A 15,502-nucleotide genomic window follows, 5' to 3' on the forward strand; every position below is an offset into this window, starting at 1 on the left:
ACCCGCGTTCGTTACCGCGCCTTCGTGCGCGTCACCTTCTTCGCCGGCTTGGTCGCCTTCGCGCGCGGCGCTTCCTTCTCGGGCTGCGCGCCGCCGCCGGCGAGATCCTCGAGCCACGCGAGCGCGTCGACATACGACAGGAACTGCTGCAGATAAGCTGGCGACAACTCGCGCATCGTCGCGAGCGACCGGTGCACGAGACTGTTCGAATTGAGCGGCCCCGCGTTGCGCGGCACCTGGTCGAGCGACTGGCGGTACTGCTGCTCCGTGCGGACCTTCGACCACATCGTACGGAAGTAGTCGACCAGTTCGGGATCGAGCCCGCGCCGGTCGGCCTGCGCATCGCGCGCGAGCCGCTCGACGAGTGCCGCCAGCGCGCCGCGCACGGGCACACCGGCCGCGCCGCTTGCGGTTGCCGTGTCACCGGCGCGCGCAACGATCTCCTCGAAGCCTGCGAGCAATGTCGCCAGCCGTGCGTCGAGCAACGCGCGCGCATCGCCTTCGACCGCGGCCGCGCGCCGTTCGAGCGCGTCGATCCGGTGAAAGCGCACCGGATCGAGCCGGTCGGCACCCTGCTCGCGCCATGCGTCGAGCGTCGCGCGAACGTGCGTCGCGTCGCCGGTCACTTCGCCTTCCCTCCGTTCGAAGCGGACTTGCGCGGCACCGGCGCGATCTCCACGCGGCGGTTCTTCGCGCGACCTTCATCGTCCGCGTTCGAGCTGACCGGCTGCTCGGAGCCGAACGCGGCCGCGAACACCGACGACGCCGGCACACCGGCGTCGATCAGCGCGCGCGTGACCGTCAACGCGCGCTTGGCCGACAGTTCCCAGTTGTCCGCGAACAGGCGGTTGCCGGCATGCACCTGCTGGTCGTCGGCGAAGCCGCTGATCATCAGGATCTCGTCGCGCGTCTTCAGGTAGGCGCCGAGCGGCGCGGCCAGCGTCTTCAGCAGGTCACGGCCCGCGGGCTGCAACTGGTCGGAATTCAATGCGAACAGCACGTTGCCGCTGATGCCGATGCGGCCGTTCACGAGCGTCACGCGGCCGGCCGCGAGCGGCCCGGCAAGCGCCTGCTCGAGCGACTTGCGCTGCTGCGCTTCCTGCTGGCGCGCACGCACGGCCTCCTCGAGCTTCGACGTGAGCTGAAGCTGCATGCCGATCACGCCGACGAGGATCAGCACGAACGCGCCGAGCAGCACCGACATCAGGTCGGCGAACGCGGGCCATACCGGCGCGGAAGACGCGCCGCCGTCGATTTCGTCATGCATGCGTTACGCTCCGACGCTCGCCCGCCGGCCGGCGAGCTGCTGCAGGTCTTCGACGATCTGCTTCTGCGACATCATGCTCAGGTCGATCACCTCGCGCGCCTGCGCGACGTAGTACTCGAGCTGCTCGTCGCTGCGCGCGAGCGACTTCTCGAGCGCGGCCTCGATGCGTTGCAGATGGGTCAGCAGCTTGTCGTTCGACTCGCCGAATACCTGCACGGCCATCCCGAACGCGTCGCCGAGGCTCGCGACCTCGACGGCGCCTGCCGTGACTTGCGCGGCCACCGAGTCGAGCTTGCGCGTTTCGGCATCGACGGTGTCGTTGAAGCGCGCGCCGACGCGATCGAGCAGGTCGGCCGACGTGCTGACGAGCGCATCGATCGCGGTGCGCTGTTCGGTCGACGCGTGGTTGACCGCGCCGAGCAGCGTTTCGAGCGTCGCGAGCAGACGGCTGCGTTCCTCGAGCATCGCGGTGTCGTGCACCAGGCTGTCGGACAGGCGCTGGCGCAGCTCGGCGACGACGTCGGCCGCGGCTTTCGGCGCCTCCGAGGCAGCCTGCACGAGACGCGCGATCTCGTTGATCGTGTCGCTCGCGTGCACCTGCGCCTGCGCGGTGATGTCGTTCGCGGTGCGGGCCAGCGTGTCGCAGATGTCCTGCTGGCGCGACGCGGCCTGCGCGCTTGTCTGTGCCCATTCGTCGCGCAGCGCGGCGGCCATCGCGGCGAGCGAGTCGTTCCATGCCGCCAGGCGCTGTTCGTCGCGCGCGGCCAGTTGCGTCTGCAGGCCGGCATGCGAATCGCGGATCGTCGACAGCAGTTCGTTCGAGCGTTGTTCGAACGTCGAAGCCTGTGCGGTCAGGTCGCGCGTCGTTTGTGCCAGTGCATCGCAGATTTCCTGCTGACGGCCCGCACTGTGCACGCCTGCGCGCTGCCATTCGTCGCCGAGCTTCGCGGCCATCGCGGCCAGCGAGTCGTTCCATGCAGCGAGGCGTTCTTCGTCGCGTGCAGCCAGTTGCGTCTGCAGGCCCGTATGCGAATCGCGGATCGTCGACAGCAGTTCGTTCGAGCGTTGTTCGAACGTCGACGCCTGTGCGGTCAGGTCGCGCGTCGTTTGTGCCAGTGCGTCGCAGATTTCCTGCTGACGGCCCGCACTGTGTACACCTGCGCGCTGCCATTCGTCGCCGAGCTTCGTGGCCATCGCGGCCAGCGAATCGTTCCATGCAGCGAGGCGTTCTTCGTCACGTGCAGCCAGTTGCGTCTGCAGGCCCGTATGCGAATCGCGGATCGTCGACAGCAACGCGTTCGAGCGTTGCTCGAACGTCGAAGCCTGCGTGGTGAGATCGCGCGTCGTTTGCGCCAGTGCGTCGCAGATTTCCTGCTGACGGCCCGCACTGTGCACGCCTGCGCGCTGCCATTCGTCACCGAGCTTCGTGGCCATCGCGGCCAGCGAGTCGTTCCATGCGGCGAGGCGTTCTTCGTCGCGTGCGGCCAGTTGCGTCTGCAAGCCTGTGTGCGAATCGCGGATCGTCGACAGCAATTCGTTCGAACGTTGCTCGAACGTCGAAGCCTGCGCCGCGAGATCGCGCGTCGTTTGCGCCAGTGCGTCGCAGATTTCCTGCTGACGGCCCGCGCTGTGCTCACCTGCGCGTTGCCATTCGTCGCCGAGCTTCGCGGCCAGCGCGGCCAGCGAATCGTTCCATGCAGCGACGCGCTGCTCGTCGCGTGCCGCCAGGTCGGCCTGCAGCCCCGCGTGCGACTCGCGCATCGCGGCAAGCGTCGCGCCCGAATGGCGTTCGAACGTCGCGGCGGCCTCGCCCAGCGCGCGCGCATGCTGGCCGGCCAGCGTCTCGCCGACCTGCTCCTGGCGCGACAGCGCATCGCGCCATGCTTCCGACAGGCGGCTTTCAGTCGATTCGAGGCGCGTCGCCACGCCGTCGAGCAGCGCCGTCGAACGCTGCGAGAACGTGTCGGTGAACTGGCCGAGCGTCGTCTGCAGCTGCTGCGCGACGGCATCGCCCGCGCGGCGCTGCTCGTCGAGCGCGCGGTTCCAGACGGCCGTCACGTTGCCGGTGGTCTTCTCGAAGCCGTCCGTCAGCCCGTCGAGCTGACGCTGCACGGCGCCCGTCACTGTGTCGCGCAGCGCGGCCATCTCCTGCGCGAGCCCCGTCATCGTCGCGGCGACGACCGGCTGCAGCGCGGCACCGGCCACGCGCGCGCTCTCGGCGGCGCTTTCCTTCAGCGCGTCGCCGACATTCGACGCGAGGCCCGCATACGCGCGCTCGGTCCGGTCGAAAAACGCCTGCTGGCTTTCGATCTGGCGATCGTGCAGCGCGACGCTGCGCGCCTCGAGCGTCGTCATCATCGTCTGCAGCCGGTCGACCAGCGCCGGCATCACGTCGGCCTGGCGCTGCAACAGCCGGAACGATTCGTCGCGCTGATGCGCGGACGAATGCACGCGCAACGTCGTCGCGATCTTCGCGTCGAGCTGCTGGGCCGCGTCGATCCGCTCGCGGCGCACGAGCGCGGACAGCAGCCCGAGCATCGCGGACGTCGCGACGCCGGCAATCGACGTGCCGAACGCGAACCCGAGGCCCTTCACCGGCGCGATCAGCGACGCGCGGATCGCGTCGAGATCGGTCGCGCTTTCGAGCGCGGCGCCGGTGCCCTTCAGCGTGACGACCATCCCGAGCAGCGTGCCGAGCATGCCGAGCAGCACGAGCAGGCCGACGAGGTAAGGCGTGAGCGACGGGCCCGGCAGCGCGACGCGCGCGCCCTCGACCCGCGCACGCACGGCACCGCGCAGGCCCGGGTGCAGCGTGTCGAGCCACGTGTCGAGCTTCGCGGGCGGCTCGGTCAGGCCGGCGACCGCGCGCGACAGCGTGGCGGTGGCCTGCCGGTAGCGCAGCAATTCCCATGCGCCGGCGACGTAGCACGCGGCGATCAGCAGCGTGACGGCCGCCGCCAGCGGGTTCGACGCGACATAGCCGACGCCGATCCAGCCCACAGCGACCAGACCGGCGACGAAGACAACGAGATCAAGGCGAATTCTGGACATAGCGTGTTGATTAGCTGGTGCGAAGGGCCGCGAGCAGCCCGTCTACCGTTTGAAACCGGACTTCGAGTTCGGCAAGCAGGATGCTTTGCATCTCGTCGCGAAACGTATCGAGCCATGCGCCGGGCACGATTGCCGCGACGGCCGTGGCGTCGGCCACCACCGCGCCGTCGTCATCGGCCGGATCGGCTGCGGCTGCGGATTCGGCATCGGCCAGCGCCTGCCGCTCCGCGTCGCGCAGCCGCCCGAAACGGGTGGCGAGCAACGCGGGGATGGCCGACAGCAGGCTGCGCTCGCGCGCGCCGAGCACACGCTCCATGATCGCGTCGAGCGTCGCGAGCCGCGCCATCCCGGACGAACGCGCGGCGACCGCGACCCGCAGGCGGCCGCGCAACTGGCCGATCGCCGTTTCCATGTCCTGCTGCAGGGTCAGATAACGCTGGCGGAAGTCCGCGAAATCGGCCGTGTCGGCGGCCGGCGGCGGCGGATCGCCGGGCCGGCGCCGCGCACGCGGCCGGTTGGTGGCCGTGATCGCCTGCGCGAGCTCGTGGCGCACGCGTGCGCAGTCGCGCTCCGCGTCGTAGCCGCGCACGCCGGCCGCGACGCCCGGCGGGCTCGCGTTCAGTGCGGACGACAGCGTGATCGCGTCGGTCCAGCCGAGCCACTGGCTCAGTCGATCGGACAGCGTCTGCCGGGATTCCGCGACGTCGGCATCGGCCAGGCGCGCGAGCAACCGGACGAGCGCCGGGCCGCTCAGCGCCGGGCGCGGAGGTGCTTGCACCATGCTGCAAACCGTCAAAAAAGGCAGCAGTTTACACGTCGGCGGGCGGTCGGCCGCCAGAATCGGGGAAGCGGCGCCGATCGGCGCGGCGGGCGACACACGCGAACGCCCGCCGCGCAAGGCTTGGCGGGCGGCTGGAGGCTGCTGCTGCGGCGGTCCTGCCGGGCAATTGCCCTTGCCCTTGCCGTTGCCGTTGCCGTTGCCGTTGCCGTTGCCGTTGCCGCTGCCCTTGGCATTGCTCGTGCCCCGACTCCTGCTCCCCCTCCCGCCCCCGCCTCGCCGCCGCCCACCACCGCGCCCCCCGCCGGTTGCGAATATCGTCCGACGATACCGGCCGCGTTGCACTACCATCAAAGCACCCGTCGAGCCATGCGAGCCGGCCGCGGGCGGCGCCGCCGAGACCGGGCGCCACCGACCCACGACGACAACAGACGGGCCCGGCCCGACCGCACACGATGCTTGCCAATCTCGTCACGCGCCTGCGCGACCGTTTCGGCAAACCGCCGACCCCGCAGGCCTTCGCGGAACGCCTGATCGCCACGCTGCGCGCGTCGGGCGACACGCGCACCTGGCGCCACGAGGACGAGAAGGGCTGCCTCGTCCAGTCGGATGCGCCGTCGAACATCATCAACCTGAACAACCTGTTTCGCGACTACGCGGCCGCGAAGCCGTCCGAGCGGGACACCGTGCTGAAGCGCCAGGCGAACGCGATGATGCAGCACGAGATCCCGACGGATTTCGCCGTCGCGCGCGCGAAGCTGCGGCCCGTGATCCGCAGCGCGACCGAGCGCTGCGTGGCCGCGCTGCAACTGGCCGGGCAGCCCGGCATCACGGCGCTGGCGTTCCGGCCGCTGTGCGAGAACCTCGAGATCGGCATCGCGTACGACGGCGAGTTCAACATCGCGCGCCTGCCGACCGCGACGCTCGACCAATGGGGCGTCTCGTTCGACGAAGCCTGCGACATCGCGATCGACAACCTGCGGGCCGCATCGTCGACGCCGTGGGCCGCGCTGCCGAACGGGGTATTCCTGTCGCAATTCGACGACGCGTACGACGCGGCGCGGCTGCTGCTGACCGACCTGCTCCACCGGCAACCGATCGCCGGCGCGCCGGTCGTGATGGCGCCGAACCGCGCGGTGCTGCTGCTCACCGGCGACCGCAACCCGGCCGGGCTCGCCGCCATGGTCGACCTCGCCGAACAGGCGCAGGCGCAGCCGCGCCCGCTGCCGCCGCTGATGCTGCGCTGGGACGGCGCCGCCTGGCGGCGCTTCGTGCCGGCCGGGCTCGAAGCGAAGCTGCATGCGCTGCGCATCGGCGAGCTCGCGGGCGACTACCAGGATCAGCGGATGCTGCTCAACGACGTGCATGAGCGCAACGGCGCCGACCTCTTCGTGGCGGCCTACTCGGTGTACAAACGCCAGGACGGCAGCCTGTTCAGCGTGGGCGTATGGAGCGACGGCGTGCCTTCCCTGCTGCCCGAGACGGATATCGTCGCGCTCCATCGCGGCTCGAGGGGGCAATCCGCCTACGTGCCGATGGCCGAGCTGCTGCGCACGTGCGGCGACCTGATGACGGCCACCGGGCATCGCCCGGTGCGGTATGAAGTGAAGGCATTTCCGGACGACACGCGGTTCGCGGCGCTGCTGGCGCGGTTCAGCGAAGCCTGATGCCGATGCGCGTTCGCGCGGTGCGCGCCGGCAGCGGGCCCCCGGAATGGCCGGCCACCGTGCGATGCAGATCGGGAATGGAGGCGGTCAGATGCGGTCAGATGCCCGCTTTCGGGGCATTCAGGATCAGTCGCAGCCCGAGCAGCGTGATCGCGCCGGCGGCGATGCGGTCGACCCACTTCTTCGCGCGCAGGTAGAGCTCGCGCGGCCGGCGCGTGGAGAAGCACAGCGCGACGATCGTGTACCAGCCGAACTCGACGCCGAACACGAGCGGCGGCAGCGCCAGATAGCACCACAGCGGCGGATGCTGCGGGAGCAGCGCCGCAAAGATGCTGCCGTACCAGATCGCCGTCTTCGGATTGCTGAGCTGGGTCGTGAGGCCCGTCCAGAACGACTTGCGCGCGCTGCCGCCGGCCATCGCCTGCGGATCGTCCATCGCGATCGGCCGGTCGGCGCCGCGCCAGATCTTCGACGCCATGTAGATCAGGTACGCGCCGCCCGCCACCTTCAGGCCCACGTACAGCCATTCGACGGCCTGCAGCAGCGTATAGAGCCCGGCCAGCGCGACGCCGCCGAACACGATGCCGCCGATGCCCATGCCGAGCGCGGTAGCCAGCCCGTCGCGGCGCGACAGCCCGATCGAATTGCGGGCAACCAGCACGAAGCTCGGGCCCGGAATCATCGCGCCGAGAAACAGCGCAGCCAGGATGGCGAGTACGGCAGCCGATGCAGTCATCGAAGTCTCCTTGGTGAGCGACGCCGAATCGCCAGCGCCTGCGTGTCGTTTCCGAGGGTCGAGCCGCTGATTCTGGCACGCTTCGCGCATGGCCGAAAGCAACTTTGCGCTGCTATGCTGGCCCCTTTCCCGTGATTCGCGCCGCTCCCCATGATCGAGATTCGCGCCGCCCGCTATCCCGACGACGCCCGTGCCATCGAGGCGATCTTCCGCGAGTACATCGCGAGCCCGACCGTCAGCCTCGATTTCCAGGACTACGAGCCCGAGATCGCCGCGCTGCCCGGCAAGTACGCGGCGCCGCGCGGGCGGCTGCTGCTCGCGTGGCAAGGCGAGCGCGCGGTGGGCTGTGCGGCGTTCCGCGAGATCGACGCGACGACGTGCGAGATGAAGCGCGTCTACGTGCGCCCCGACGCGCGCGGGCTGAACGTCGGCCGCCAACTCGTCGAACGGCTGCTCCACGACGCGAAGGCAGCCGGCTATGCGCGGATGTGCCTTGACGTGCTGCCCGAATTCGTCGCCGCCAGGAAACTGTATGCGTCGCTCGGCTTCACGCCCGCGCCGCCCGTCGCGTTCAATCCAGTGCCGGGCACCGCGTTTCTCGGGCGGGACTTGTAACATCCATACCATCGGCACCTCTTTTTCCTTTCGACCGGACACCTCGTGATGCGCGCTTCCCGCCTGCCGTTCGTGCTCCTTCCGCTGCTCGCCGCGCTTTCGTTCAACGCCCGCGCCGGCGACCTGCCGAAATCGGTCGCCGTGCAGCTACCCGCCGGCTTCCAGCCGCTCGTCGCGCACGCCGGGCCCGATCTCGACAACGGGCGGCACAGCTGGCTCGTCGTCGTGCATCGGGCGGTCGATACGCGCGAGCAGCCGTCGCCGCGTCCGCTGCTGATCTTCGAGGAACAACCGGATCACGCCTTCCGGCTCGTCGCGCGCAACGATCAGGTCGTGCTGCGCGCGAACGAAGGCGGCCAGTGCGATCCGTTCGATCCCGAAGATGCCGCCGACAACGGCTTCGCGATCAAGGGCCACTATTTCACCGTGCAGAACTTCGTCGCGTGCGGGCAGCACTGGAGCGACTACGTGACGTTCCGCTACGACCCGCACACGCACGGGTGGCTGTTCTCGAACCAGATCGTCACCGAATCGTTCCCGCTCGACGACCAGCCCGACCACGTCACCGTCACGCGCGCCGATGCGCATCGGCCGGTGTCGTTCGGCCAATGGAAACGCAAGGACTGACGCGGCCGGTGCCACGCGCCGCAACCGGTTGCATCGCACGCCGGCCGGCGCGGGCACGGCCGGACGCAGTCACATCCCGCTTCTCCCGCGCTCGCGAGCGCACGCCAACAGGACTACCATAGGCGCTCGCCGTCGCGCGACCGCGCGCCGGCCTCGCACGCGGCTCGCCCGCCTACGCTCCCTCGCTGCACCCGCACTGGAGGACGTCATGACGCAACACTTCGACGCGATCGTCATCGGCACCGGTCAAGCCGGGCCGCCACTCGCCGCGCGGCTGTCCGCCGCCGGGATGAAGGTCGCGATCATCGAGCGCGGCCGCTTCGGCGGCACCTGCGTGAACACCGGCTGCATCCCGACCAAGACGCTGATCGCGAGCGCGTACGCCGCGCACCTCGCGCGGCGCGCCGGCGAATACGGCGTGTCGGTCGGCGGCCCCGTCACCGTCGACATGCAAGCCGTGAAGGCGCGCAAGGACCAGATCTCCGGCCGCTCGAACCACGGCGTCGAGCAATGGGTGCGCGGCCTCGCGAACACCACCGTGTTTCAGGGTCACGCCCGCTTCGAGCAGGCCAACACGGTGCGCGTGGGCGACGACGTACTCGAAGCGGAGCGCATCTTCATCAACGTCGGCGGGCGCGCGCAGGTGCCGGCCATGCCGGGCCTCGACACGGTGCCGTACCTGACCAACTCGACGATGATGGACGTCGACTTCCTGCCCGAGCATCTCGTGATCGTCGGCGGCAGCTACATTGGGCTCGAGTTCGGCCAGATGTATCGCCGCTTCGGGTCGAAGGTCACGATCGTCGAGCAGGGTTCGCGCCTGATCCGGCGCGAGGACGAGGACGTGTCGCAGGCCGTGCGCGAGATTCTCGAAAACGAAGGGATCGACGTGCAGCTCGATGCGACCTGCCTGAGCGCGCGGCGCAACGGCAACGGCATCGCGGTCGGCCTCGACTGCACGGGCGGCGGCCGCGAGGTCGCGGGCTCGCACTTGCTGCTCGCAGTCGGACGCGTGCCGAACACCGACGATCTCGGGCTCGACCGCGCGGGCGTCGCGACCGACGCGCGCGGCTACATCGAGGTCGACGAACAGCTGCGCACGAACGTGCCCGGCATCTGGGCGCTCGGCGACTGCAACGGGCGCGGCGCGTTCACGCACACCGCGTACAACGACTACGAGATCGTCGCGGCGAACCTGCTCGACAACGATCCGCGCAAGGTGTCCGATCGCATCGCGGCGTACGCGCTGTACATCGATCCGCCGCTCGGCCGCGTCGGCATGACGCTCGCGCAAGCGAAGCAGGCCGGCCGCCGGCTGCTCGTCGGCACGCGTCCGATGACGCGCGTGGGCCGCGCGGTGGAAAAAGGCGAGAGCCTGGGTTTCATGAAGGTGATCGTCGACGCGGACAGCCACGCGATCCTTGGCGCGTCGATCCTCGGCGTGACGGGCGACGAAGTCGTGCACGGGATGCTCGACGTGATGGCCGCCGGCGCGCCGTACACGACGATCAGCCGTGCGATGCATATCCACCCGACCGTGTCGGAGCTCGTGCCGACGTTGCTGCAGGATCTGCATCCGGTCGAATGACGGGTGGCGGGTGGCGGCCGGCGCGCTGAAGCCGCTGATCGATCGCACGTTCGCGTTCGACGACATCGTCGAAGCGCATCGCTACATGGAAGCCGGCGCGCAGGTCGGGAAGATCGTCGCCACGGTCTGAACGTTGCGAGGCGGGCGGGCCACTCGTCTGTCAACAGCAGCATGCCCGCCGCCGTTCAGCTTTCGAAATACCGCGGCCGGTCGATATCGGCCAGCAACCCCGGCTGCGTCGGCGCCCAGTCGAGCGACACCCGCGTACGCTCGCTCGTGGCCGGCGCATCCATCCCCGCGAACATCGCGAACCAGCCGAAGTGTTCGCCGGCTTCCGCCGCCGTTTTCGCGACGACGGGCACGTTCAGCCGCCGGCCGATCACTTCCGCGATGTCCCTGAACCGCACGCCGGTATCGTCGACCGCGTGATAGCGCGCGCCGGCCGCACCTCGCTCGATCGCGAGCCGGTACACACGCGCCGCGTCGAGCCGGTGCACGGCCGGCCAGCGGTTGTCGCCTTCGCCGATGTACGCCGACGCGCCCTTCTCCCGCGCGAACGCGATCAGGCGCGGCACGAAAGCGTGATCACCGTCGCCGTGCACGGACGGCGGCAGGCGCACGACCGACGCATGCACGCCGCGCGCCTCCAGCGCGGCCGCGGTCGCTTCGGACGCCCGCGGGTAGGTCGACGACACCGGCACGGGCGGATCGTCCTCGGTTGCCGCGCGCCCGGGTGCGACGAGCGCGAGGCCCGACGTGACGACCAGCGGCCGCGCCGAGCCCGCGAGCGCCGCACCGATCGTCTCGATCGCGCGGCGATCGAGCTCGCAGTTCTGCGCGAAGCGCGAGAAGTCGTGATTGAATCCCGTGTGGATCACCGCATCGGCGGCTTCGGCGCCGCGCGTGAGGCTGTCGAGATCCTCCAGCGACCCGCGGTGGACCTCGGCACCGGCCGCCGCGACCGACGACGCGGCCGCATCGGACCGCGCGAGGCCGAGCACCGAGTGCCCGGCAGCAATGAGTTCGGCCACGACGGCCGCGCCGACGAAGCCCGACGCTCCAGTAACAAAGACACGCATGTTCAACACCTCCGGATGGCAGGGAGGCTTACTATCTGTCGATCGCCGTGCACGGTGAAGCCGTGACGGTTTACCGGTAAACGAACTAACAGGCTATGGCTGACGCCCCCGACAACCTGCTCGGCGCATACCTTCGGGCCCGCCGCGAGAAACTCGACCCGGCCGCGCTCGGCCTGCCGGCCACGCGCCGCCGCACGCCGGGCCTGCGGCGCGAGGAAGTCGCCCAGCGTGCGCACGTGAGCACCGCGTGGTACACGTGGCTCGAACAGGGGCGCGGCGGTGCGCCGTCGGCCGACGTGCTCGACCGGCTCGCCCGCGCGCTGCTGCTGAACGACGCCGAGCGCGAGCACCTGTTCCTGATCGGCGTCGGCCACCTGCCGGAAGTGCGCTATCACGCGGCCGACCATGTGTCGCCGCGCGTGCAGCACGTGCTCGATTCGCTCGATGCGAGCCCCGCGATCGTGCGCTCGGCGACGTGGGACGTCGTCGCGTGGAACGACGCGGCAGCCGCGACGCTGACCGACTACACGACGCTGTCGCCGCAACGGCGCAACATCCTGCGGCTCATCTTCGTCGATCCGCACGTGCGCGGCGTGCAGGCGAACTGGGAACGCGTCGCGCGGTTCGCGGTGGGCGCGTTTCGCGCCGACGTTGCGCGCGGCGGTGCGACGCAGGCCGTTCAGGCCTTCGTCGACGAGATGCGCGCGGCGAGCGCGGAGTTCGACGCGCTGTGGCGCGACCACGATGTCCGCTCGCACGAGGAAGGCACCAAGGAGATCCACCATCCTGCGGTCGGGCGCATCGCGCTCGAATATTCGGCGTTCGCGGTGAACGGCCGGCCCGACCAGACGCTCGTGATCTTTACGCCGGAAACGGCGGCCGATCGCGCGCTCGTCCGGTCGCTGGTGGCCGCGCGCGCACAAGCGCTGGCCGAGCAGATGCCCGTGGCATGACGGCGCGCGTTTCATCTGATGAACGCGCCGTCGAACCGTCTCGCCGGCCACGGCCATCCGCCCCCGTCGCCCCGTGACGCCCCATCGCATTCCGCACTGATTCCCAGTCGAATATTTAATTTTCACCTGGCGTAGCGCGCGCTTACCCTTTCGGCATCGCATCACAGGGCCACCGGCCCCTCCCTGGAGCATTCCGATGTCCGACCCCGGCACCGCGCAAGCCGTCCCCCGCCCGCATGCGGCTTCCGTGTCCTATGGCGCGCTCGCGCTGCTGGTGCTGGCCGGCCTCAACCTGCGTCCGTTCCTGACCGCGTTCGGCCCGGTGCTCGACGTCGTGCGCGCCGACACGGGCCTCGGCTTTCGCGCGGCCGCGCTGCTGACCACGCTGCCGTTCGTGCTGATGGGTGTCGTCGCCGGAGTCGGCGTCGGGCTCGCGCGGCGCGTGGGCGAGCAGCGCGCGCTGAGCGTCGCGCTGGCGCTGATCGCGGCAGGCTGCACGGTGCGCCTGTGGACCGACGGCAGCGCCGGCCTGATCGGCACCGCGATCGTCGCGGGCGCCGGCGTCGCCGTGATCCAGGCGCTCGTGCCCGGCCTCGCGAAACGCTGGTTCGTCGACCGGCTGCCGCTCGCGATGGGCCTCTACTCGGCCGCGCTGGTCGGCGGCGGCGCGTTCGGCGCGGTCGCGAGCCCGTGGCTCGCCGCGCACGGCGGCTGGCATCTCGCGCTCGCCGTGTGGGCCGTACCCGCGCTCGTCACGCTCGCGCTGTGGCGGGCGAAGGCGCCGCGCGACGCCGTGCGCGCGACGGCCGTATCGGCTCCGCTCACCGCGTTCATCCGCATTCCGCGCGCGTGGCAGCTCGCGCTGTTCTTCGGGCTCAGCAACAGCGGCTACGCCAGCCTCGTCGCGTGGCTGCCCGCGTTCTACCGCGGCATCGGCATGAGCCCGCAAGCGAGCGGCAACCTGCTCGCGTGGATGGCGCTGTTCCAGGCGACCGGCGCGCTCGCGATGCCGATGCTCGCAAAACGCTCGCCCGACCGCCGCGCCGTGCTGTGGCTCACGCTCGCGCTGCAGGCGGCCGGCTTCATCGGGTTCGCGACGCTGCCCGCGCTCGCGCCATGGCTCTGGGTCGCGAGCGTCGGCCTCGGTCTCGGCGGCTTCTTCTCGATGAGCCTGATCGTCACCCTCGACCACCTGCCCGATGCCCGGCTCGCCGGCGCGCTCGCCGCGTTCGTGCAGGGCATCGGCTTCCTGACCGTCGCGGCCAGCCCCTGGCTGATCGGCTGGCTGCGCGACGCGGGCGGCGGCTTCGCGATCGCGTGGTGGATGCATCTCGGCGTGATCGCCGCGATGGCCGCGCTGAACGCCGCGTTCGCGCCCGCCGGCTACCGGCACAGCATGCTGCGCATCACCGGCGCCGCCCGCTAACGCCCCTTCGAATCCGGACGTTTCGCCGGCCGCTGCCGGCGCAACGTCCCGCCGCCCGCGCATGGCCGGGCGCGGGCAGTCACGCCCGACGGCCGCTGGTTCGCTTCACGACAAACAACATCAATCGGTATTGGAGACAGACATGAAAAAGCTCGTTCTGGCCGTCGCGCTCGCGCTGACGGCCGGCGCCGCCGCCGCGAAAGACCCGGCTGTGCTGCGCCTCGGCGTCGACCCCAGCTATGCGCCGTTCGAATCGCTCGCGCCCGACGGCAAGCTCGTCGGCTTCGACATCGATCTCGGCAATGCGATCTGCGAACGGATGAAGGTGCGCTGCGTGTGGGTCGAGAACGCGTTCGACGGGATGATCCCCGCGCTGAAGGCGCGCAAGTTCGACGGCGTGCTGTCGTCGATGAGCGTGACCGAGAAGCGCCTCGCGCAGATCGCATTCACGGACAAGATCGACAACGTGCCGCCCCGGCTCGTCGCGCGGCGCGGCTCGAACCTGCAGCCGACGCCCGAATCGCTGCAGGGCAAGAGCGTCGGCGTCGAGCAGGGTTCGACGCAGGAAACCTATGCGCGCACGTACTGGGAGCCGAAGGGCGTGATCGTCCGCACGTACCAGACGCAGGATCTCGTCTACCAGGACCTGCTGTCGGGGCGGCTCGACGCGTCGCTGCAATCGTCGGTGCAGGCCGACCTCGGTTTCCTGAAAACCGCGAAGGGCGCGAACTTCGAATTCGCGGGGCCGCCGCTGCATGATCCGAAGACGCTCGGCGTGGGTTCGGCGATCGGCGTGCGCAAGGATGACGACGCGCTGCGCACGCAGATCAACCAGGCGCTGGCGAGCCTGATCCAGGACGGGACGTACCAGCGGATCGCGAAGAAGTATTTTTCGTTCGACATCTACAACTGACGGGAACGAACGAGGCAACGCGAAGGGGTGTCGTACACGAATGCACGACGCCCCTGCATAATTTCCTCGACCCGTCGATGCCGATCGCCAGCCGCCTTTCGTAGGACAAACGGAGCACCGGCCGCCCCCTTCTCCCGGTACGGCACCCTCCCGCGCGGGAAACCTAACCCTTTGTACTTCGATTTCCTAAACTGTCTGGAGGAGTTCACGATCCGCTGTCTCGCAGCGTGCCCACTGCCGGATCGCGCACTGGACCGATCCCGGGAGAGAACACGATGCGAACGCCCTTCCTTGTTGCCGGACTCGTCGGATCCGGCCTCCTTCTGGACGGCTGCGCGACACCGATGGGTCAGCAAGCCGCTTCCGCTCGGACACCGCTGGAATATGTGCAGCCCCCCGATCAGTACGTGATCCCCGTACCACTCGCCCCGGCCATCAAAGCCGGCAATCTTGTGTTCGTTTCGGGGATTCCCGCTTATGACCGAAACGGCAAGCTCGCCGTCGGCGATTTCACCAGGCAGATGACCCAGGCGATGGAGAACGTCACGGGCATCCTCAAGGCCGCAGGCACAGGATGGGACCGCGTGGTGAAGGTGGATGTGATGCTGGTGCGCCGGGAAGACTTCAAGGAGATGAACCGCATTTACGCGGGATACTTCCAGGCCGGGAAATTCCCGACCCGAAGTACCGCCATCGTGGCGTCATTGCCGAATCCCGACTTTCTCGTCGAAATCGACTGTATCGCCGTGCTCGACAAGCCGTGACGCCTGTCGCGAGCGATCGCGACAGGCACGACCCGTCA

General features: G+C 69.7%; 14 protein-coding genes and 1 pseudogene. 9 read left to right on the forward strand and 6 right to left on the reverse strand.

The window, feature by feature from the left end:
- Positions 1 to 11 precede the first annotated feature (11 nt).
- The 4 genes from CFB34_RS00510 to CFB34_RS00525 are packed head-to-tail and all read right to left on the reverse strand — an operon-like array spanning position 12 to position 5,099.
- Entirely contained in the window at positions 12 to 626 is a 615-nt protein-coding gene (locus CFB34_RS00510) for a DUF2894 domain-containing protein (RefSeq protein ID WP_089443146.1), read from the reverse strand.
- Positions 623 to 1,267, reverse strand: a complete 645-nt coding sequence (locus CFB34_RS00515; RefSeq protein ID WP_060343323.1) for an OmpA family protein — start codon at positions 1,265 to 1,267, stop codon at positions 623 to 625. The genes CFB34_RS00510 and CFB34_RS00515 overlap by 4 nt, the downstream gene beginning before the upstream one ends.
- A 3-nt stretch (positions 1,268 to 1,270) precedes the next feature.
- Complete coding sequence (locus tag CFB34_RS00520; RefSeq protein ID WP_089443147.1) at positions 1,271 to 4,318, reverse strand: DUF802 domain-containing protein; 3,048 nt, start codon at positions 4,316 to 4,318, stop codon at positions 1,271 to 1,273.
- 10 nt (positions 4,319 to 4,328) lie between these two features.
- Positions 4,329 to 5,099 carry a DUF3348 domain-containing protein gene (locus CFB34_RS00525; RefSeq protein WP_089443148.1) on the reverse strand — a complete coding sequence of 257 codons (771 nt, stop codon included), beginning with the start codon at positions 5,097 to 5,099 and terminating at the stop codon, positions 4,329 to 4,331.
- 452 nt (positions 5,100 to 5,551) lie between these two features.
- Here CFB34_RS00525 and CFB34_RS00530 point away from each other — a divergent pair, with 452 nt between their 5' ends.
- Positions 5,552 to 6,763: a hypothetical protein gene (locus CFB34_RS00530; protein ID WP_089443149.1), complete on the forward strand. Its 1,212-nt coding sequence runs from the start codon at positions 5,552 to 5,554 to the stop codon at positions 6,761 to 6,763.
- 97 nt (positions 6,764 to 6,860) lie between these two features.
- Here CFB34_RS00530 and CFB34_RS00535 read toward each other — a convergent pair whose 3' ends face one another.
- Positions 6,861 to 7,499 carry a LysE family translocator gene (locus CFB34_RS00535; RefSeq protein ID WP_069252865.1) on the reverse strand — a complete coding sequence of 213 codons (639 nt, stop codon included), beginning with the start codon at positions 7,497 to 7,499 and terminating at the stop codon, positions 6,861 to 6,863.
- Positions 7,500 to 7,649: 150 nt separating this feature from the next.
- On the opposite strand from CFB34_RS00535, the gene CFB34_RS00540 reads away from it, so the two are divergent.
- The 4 genes and pseudogenes from CFB34_RS00540 to CFB34_RS00555 form a co-directional block, all read left to right on the forward strand.
- Positions 7,650 to 8,114, forward strand: a complete 465-nt coding sequence (locus CFB34_RS00540; protein WP_089443150.1) for a GNAT family N-acetyltransferase — start codon at positions 7,650 to 7,652, stop codon at positions 8,112 to 8,114.
- Positions 8,115 to 8,162: 48 nt separating this feature from the next.
- Positions 8,163 to 8,741, forward strand: a complete 579-nt coding sequence (locus CFB34_RS00545) for a hypothetical protein (RefSeq protein WP_089443151.1) — start codon at positions 8,163 to 8,165, stop codon at positions 8,739 to 8,741.
- Between the two features lie 208 nt (positions 8,742 to 8,949).
- Positions 8,950 to 10,329, forward strand: a complete 1,380-nt coding sequence (locus CFB34_RS00550) for an FAD-containing oxidoreductase (RefSeq protein WP_089443152.1) — start codon at positions 8,950 to 8,952, stop codon at positions 10,327 to 10,329.
- Positions 10,328 to 10,459: pseudogene (locus CFB34_RS00555) on the forward strand (zinc-binding dehydrogenase); the annotation flags it as partial. The gene CFB34_RS00550 and the pseudogene CFB34_RS00555, both read left to right, overlap by 2 nt.
- 55 nt (positions 10,460 to 10,514) lie before the next feature.
- Here the strand turns inward: CFB34_RS00555 and CFB34_RS00560 are convergent.
- Complete coding sequence (locus CFB34_RS00560; RefSeq protein WP_089443153.1) at positions 10,515 to 11,408, reverse strand: SDR family oxidoreductase; 894 nt, start codon at positions 11,406 to 11,408, stop codon at positions 10,515 to 10,517.
- Positions 11,409 to 11,503: 95 nt separating this feature from the next.
- On the opposite strand from CFB34_RS00560, the gene CFB34_RS00565 reads away from it, so the two are divergent.
- The 4 genes from CFB34_RS00565 (at position 11,504) to CFB34_RS00580 (ending at position 15,464) form a co-directional block, all read left to right on the forward strand.
- Entirely contained in the window at positions 11,504 to 12,361 is an 858-nt protein-coding gene (locus tag CFB34_RS00565; protein WP_089443154.1) for a helix-turn-helix transcriptional regulator, read from the forward strand.
- Positions 12,362 to 12,557: 196 nt separating this feature from the next.
- Entirely contained in the window at positions 12,558 to 13,787 is a 1,230-nt protein-coding gene (locus CFB34_RS00570) for a cyanate transporter (RefSeq protein WP_089443155.1), read from the forward strand.
- A 142-nt stretch (positions 13,788 to 13,929) separates the two neighbouring features.
- A complete protein-coding gene (locus tag CFB34_RS00575) occupies positions 13,930 to 14,700 on the forward strand; it encodes an ABC transporter substrate-binding protein (protein ID WP_089443156.1) in 771 nt (256 codons plus the stop codon).
- Positions 14,701 to 14,975: 275 nt separating this feature from the next.
- Positions 14,976 to 15,464 (forward strand): RidA family protein, encoded by a 489-nt coding sequence (locus CFB34_RS00580; protein ID WP_089443157.1) that lies wholly within the window; start codon positions 14,976 to 14,978, stop codon positions 15,462 to 15,464.
- Positions 15,465 to 15,502 lie beyond the last annotated feature (38 nt).

The sequence above is a fragment of the Burkholderia sp. HI4860 genome, assembly GCF_002223045.2.
Lineage (GTDB): Bacteria > Pseudomonadota > Gammaproteobacteria > Burkholderiales > Burkholderiaceae > Burkholderia.

What these genes read in the sequence shown, in the direction of transcription:
- CFB34_RS00575 (WP_089443156.1), top strand. Translation starts at nt 13,930, where the DNA reads ATGAAAAAGCTCGTTCTGGCCGTCGCGCTCGCGCTGACGGCCGGCGCC.
- CFB34_RS00530 (WP_089443149.1), top strand. Translation starts at nt 5,552, where the DNA reads ATGCTTGCCAATCTCGTCACGCGCCTGCGCGACCGTTTCGGCAAACCG.
- CFB34_RS00580 (WP_089443157.1), top strand. Translation starts at nt 14,976, where the DNA reads ATGCGAACGCCCTTCCTTGTTGCCGGACTCGTCGGATCCGGCCTCCTT.
- CFB34_RS00520 (WP_089443147.1), bottom strand. Translation starts at nt 4,318, where the DNA reads ATGTCCAGAATTCGCCTTGATCTCGTTGTCTTCGTCGCCGGTCTGGTC.
- CFB34_RS00560 (WP_089443153.1), bottom strand. Translation starts at nt 11,408, where the DNA reads ATGCGTGTCTTTGTTACTGGAGCGTCGGGCTTCGTCGGCGCGGCCGTC.
- CFB34_RS00565 (WP_089443154.1), top strand. Translation starts at nt 11,504, where the DNA reads ATGGCTGACGCCCCCGACAACCTGCTCGGCGCATACCTTCGGGCCCGC.
- CFB34_RS00525 (WP_089443148.1), bottom strand. Translation starts at nt 5,099, where the DNA reads ATGGTGCAAGCACCTCCGCGCCCGGCGCTGAGCGGCCCGGCGCTCGTC.
- CFB34_RS00535 (WP_069252865.1), bottom strand. Translation starts at nt 7,499, where the DNA reads ATGACTGCATCGGCTGCCGTACTCGCCATCCTGGCTGCGCTGTTTCTC.
- CFB34_RS00540 (WP_089443150.1), top strand. Translation starts at nt 7,650, where the DNA reads ATGATCGAGATTCGCGCCGCCCGCTATCCCGACGACGCCCGTGCCATC.
- CFB34_RS00550 (WP_089443152.1), top strand. Translation starts at nt 8,950, where the DNA reads ATGACGCAACACTTCGACGCGATCGTCATCGGCACCGGTCAAGCCGGG.
- CFB34_RS00545 (WP_089443151.1), top strand. Translation starts at nt 8,163, where the DNA reads ATGCGCGCTTCCCGCCTGCCGTTCGTGCTCCTTCCGCTGCTCGCCGCG.
- CFB34_RS00570 (WP_089443155.1), top strand. Translation starts at nt 12,558, where the DNA reads ATGTCCGACCCCGGCACCGCGCAAGCCGTCCCCCGCCCGCATGCGGCT.
- CFB34_RS00515 (WP_060343323.1), bottom strand. Translation starts at nt 1,267, where the DNA reads ATGCATGACGAAATCGACGGCGGCGCGTCTTCCGCGCCGGTATGGCCC.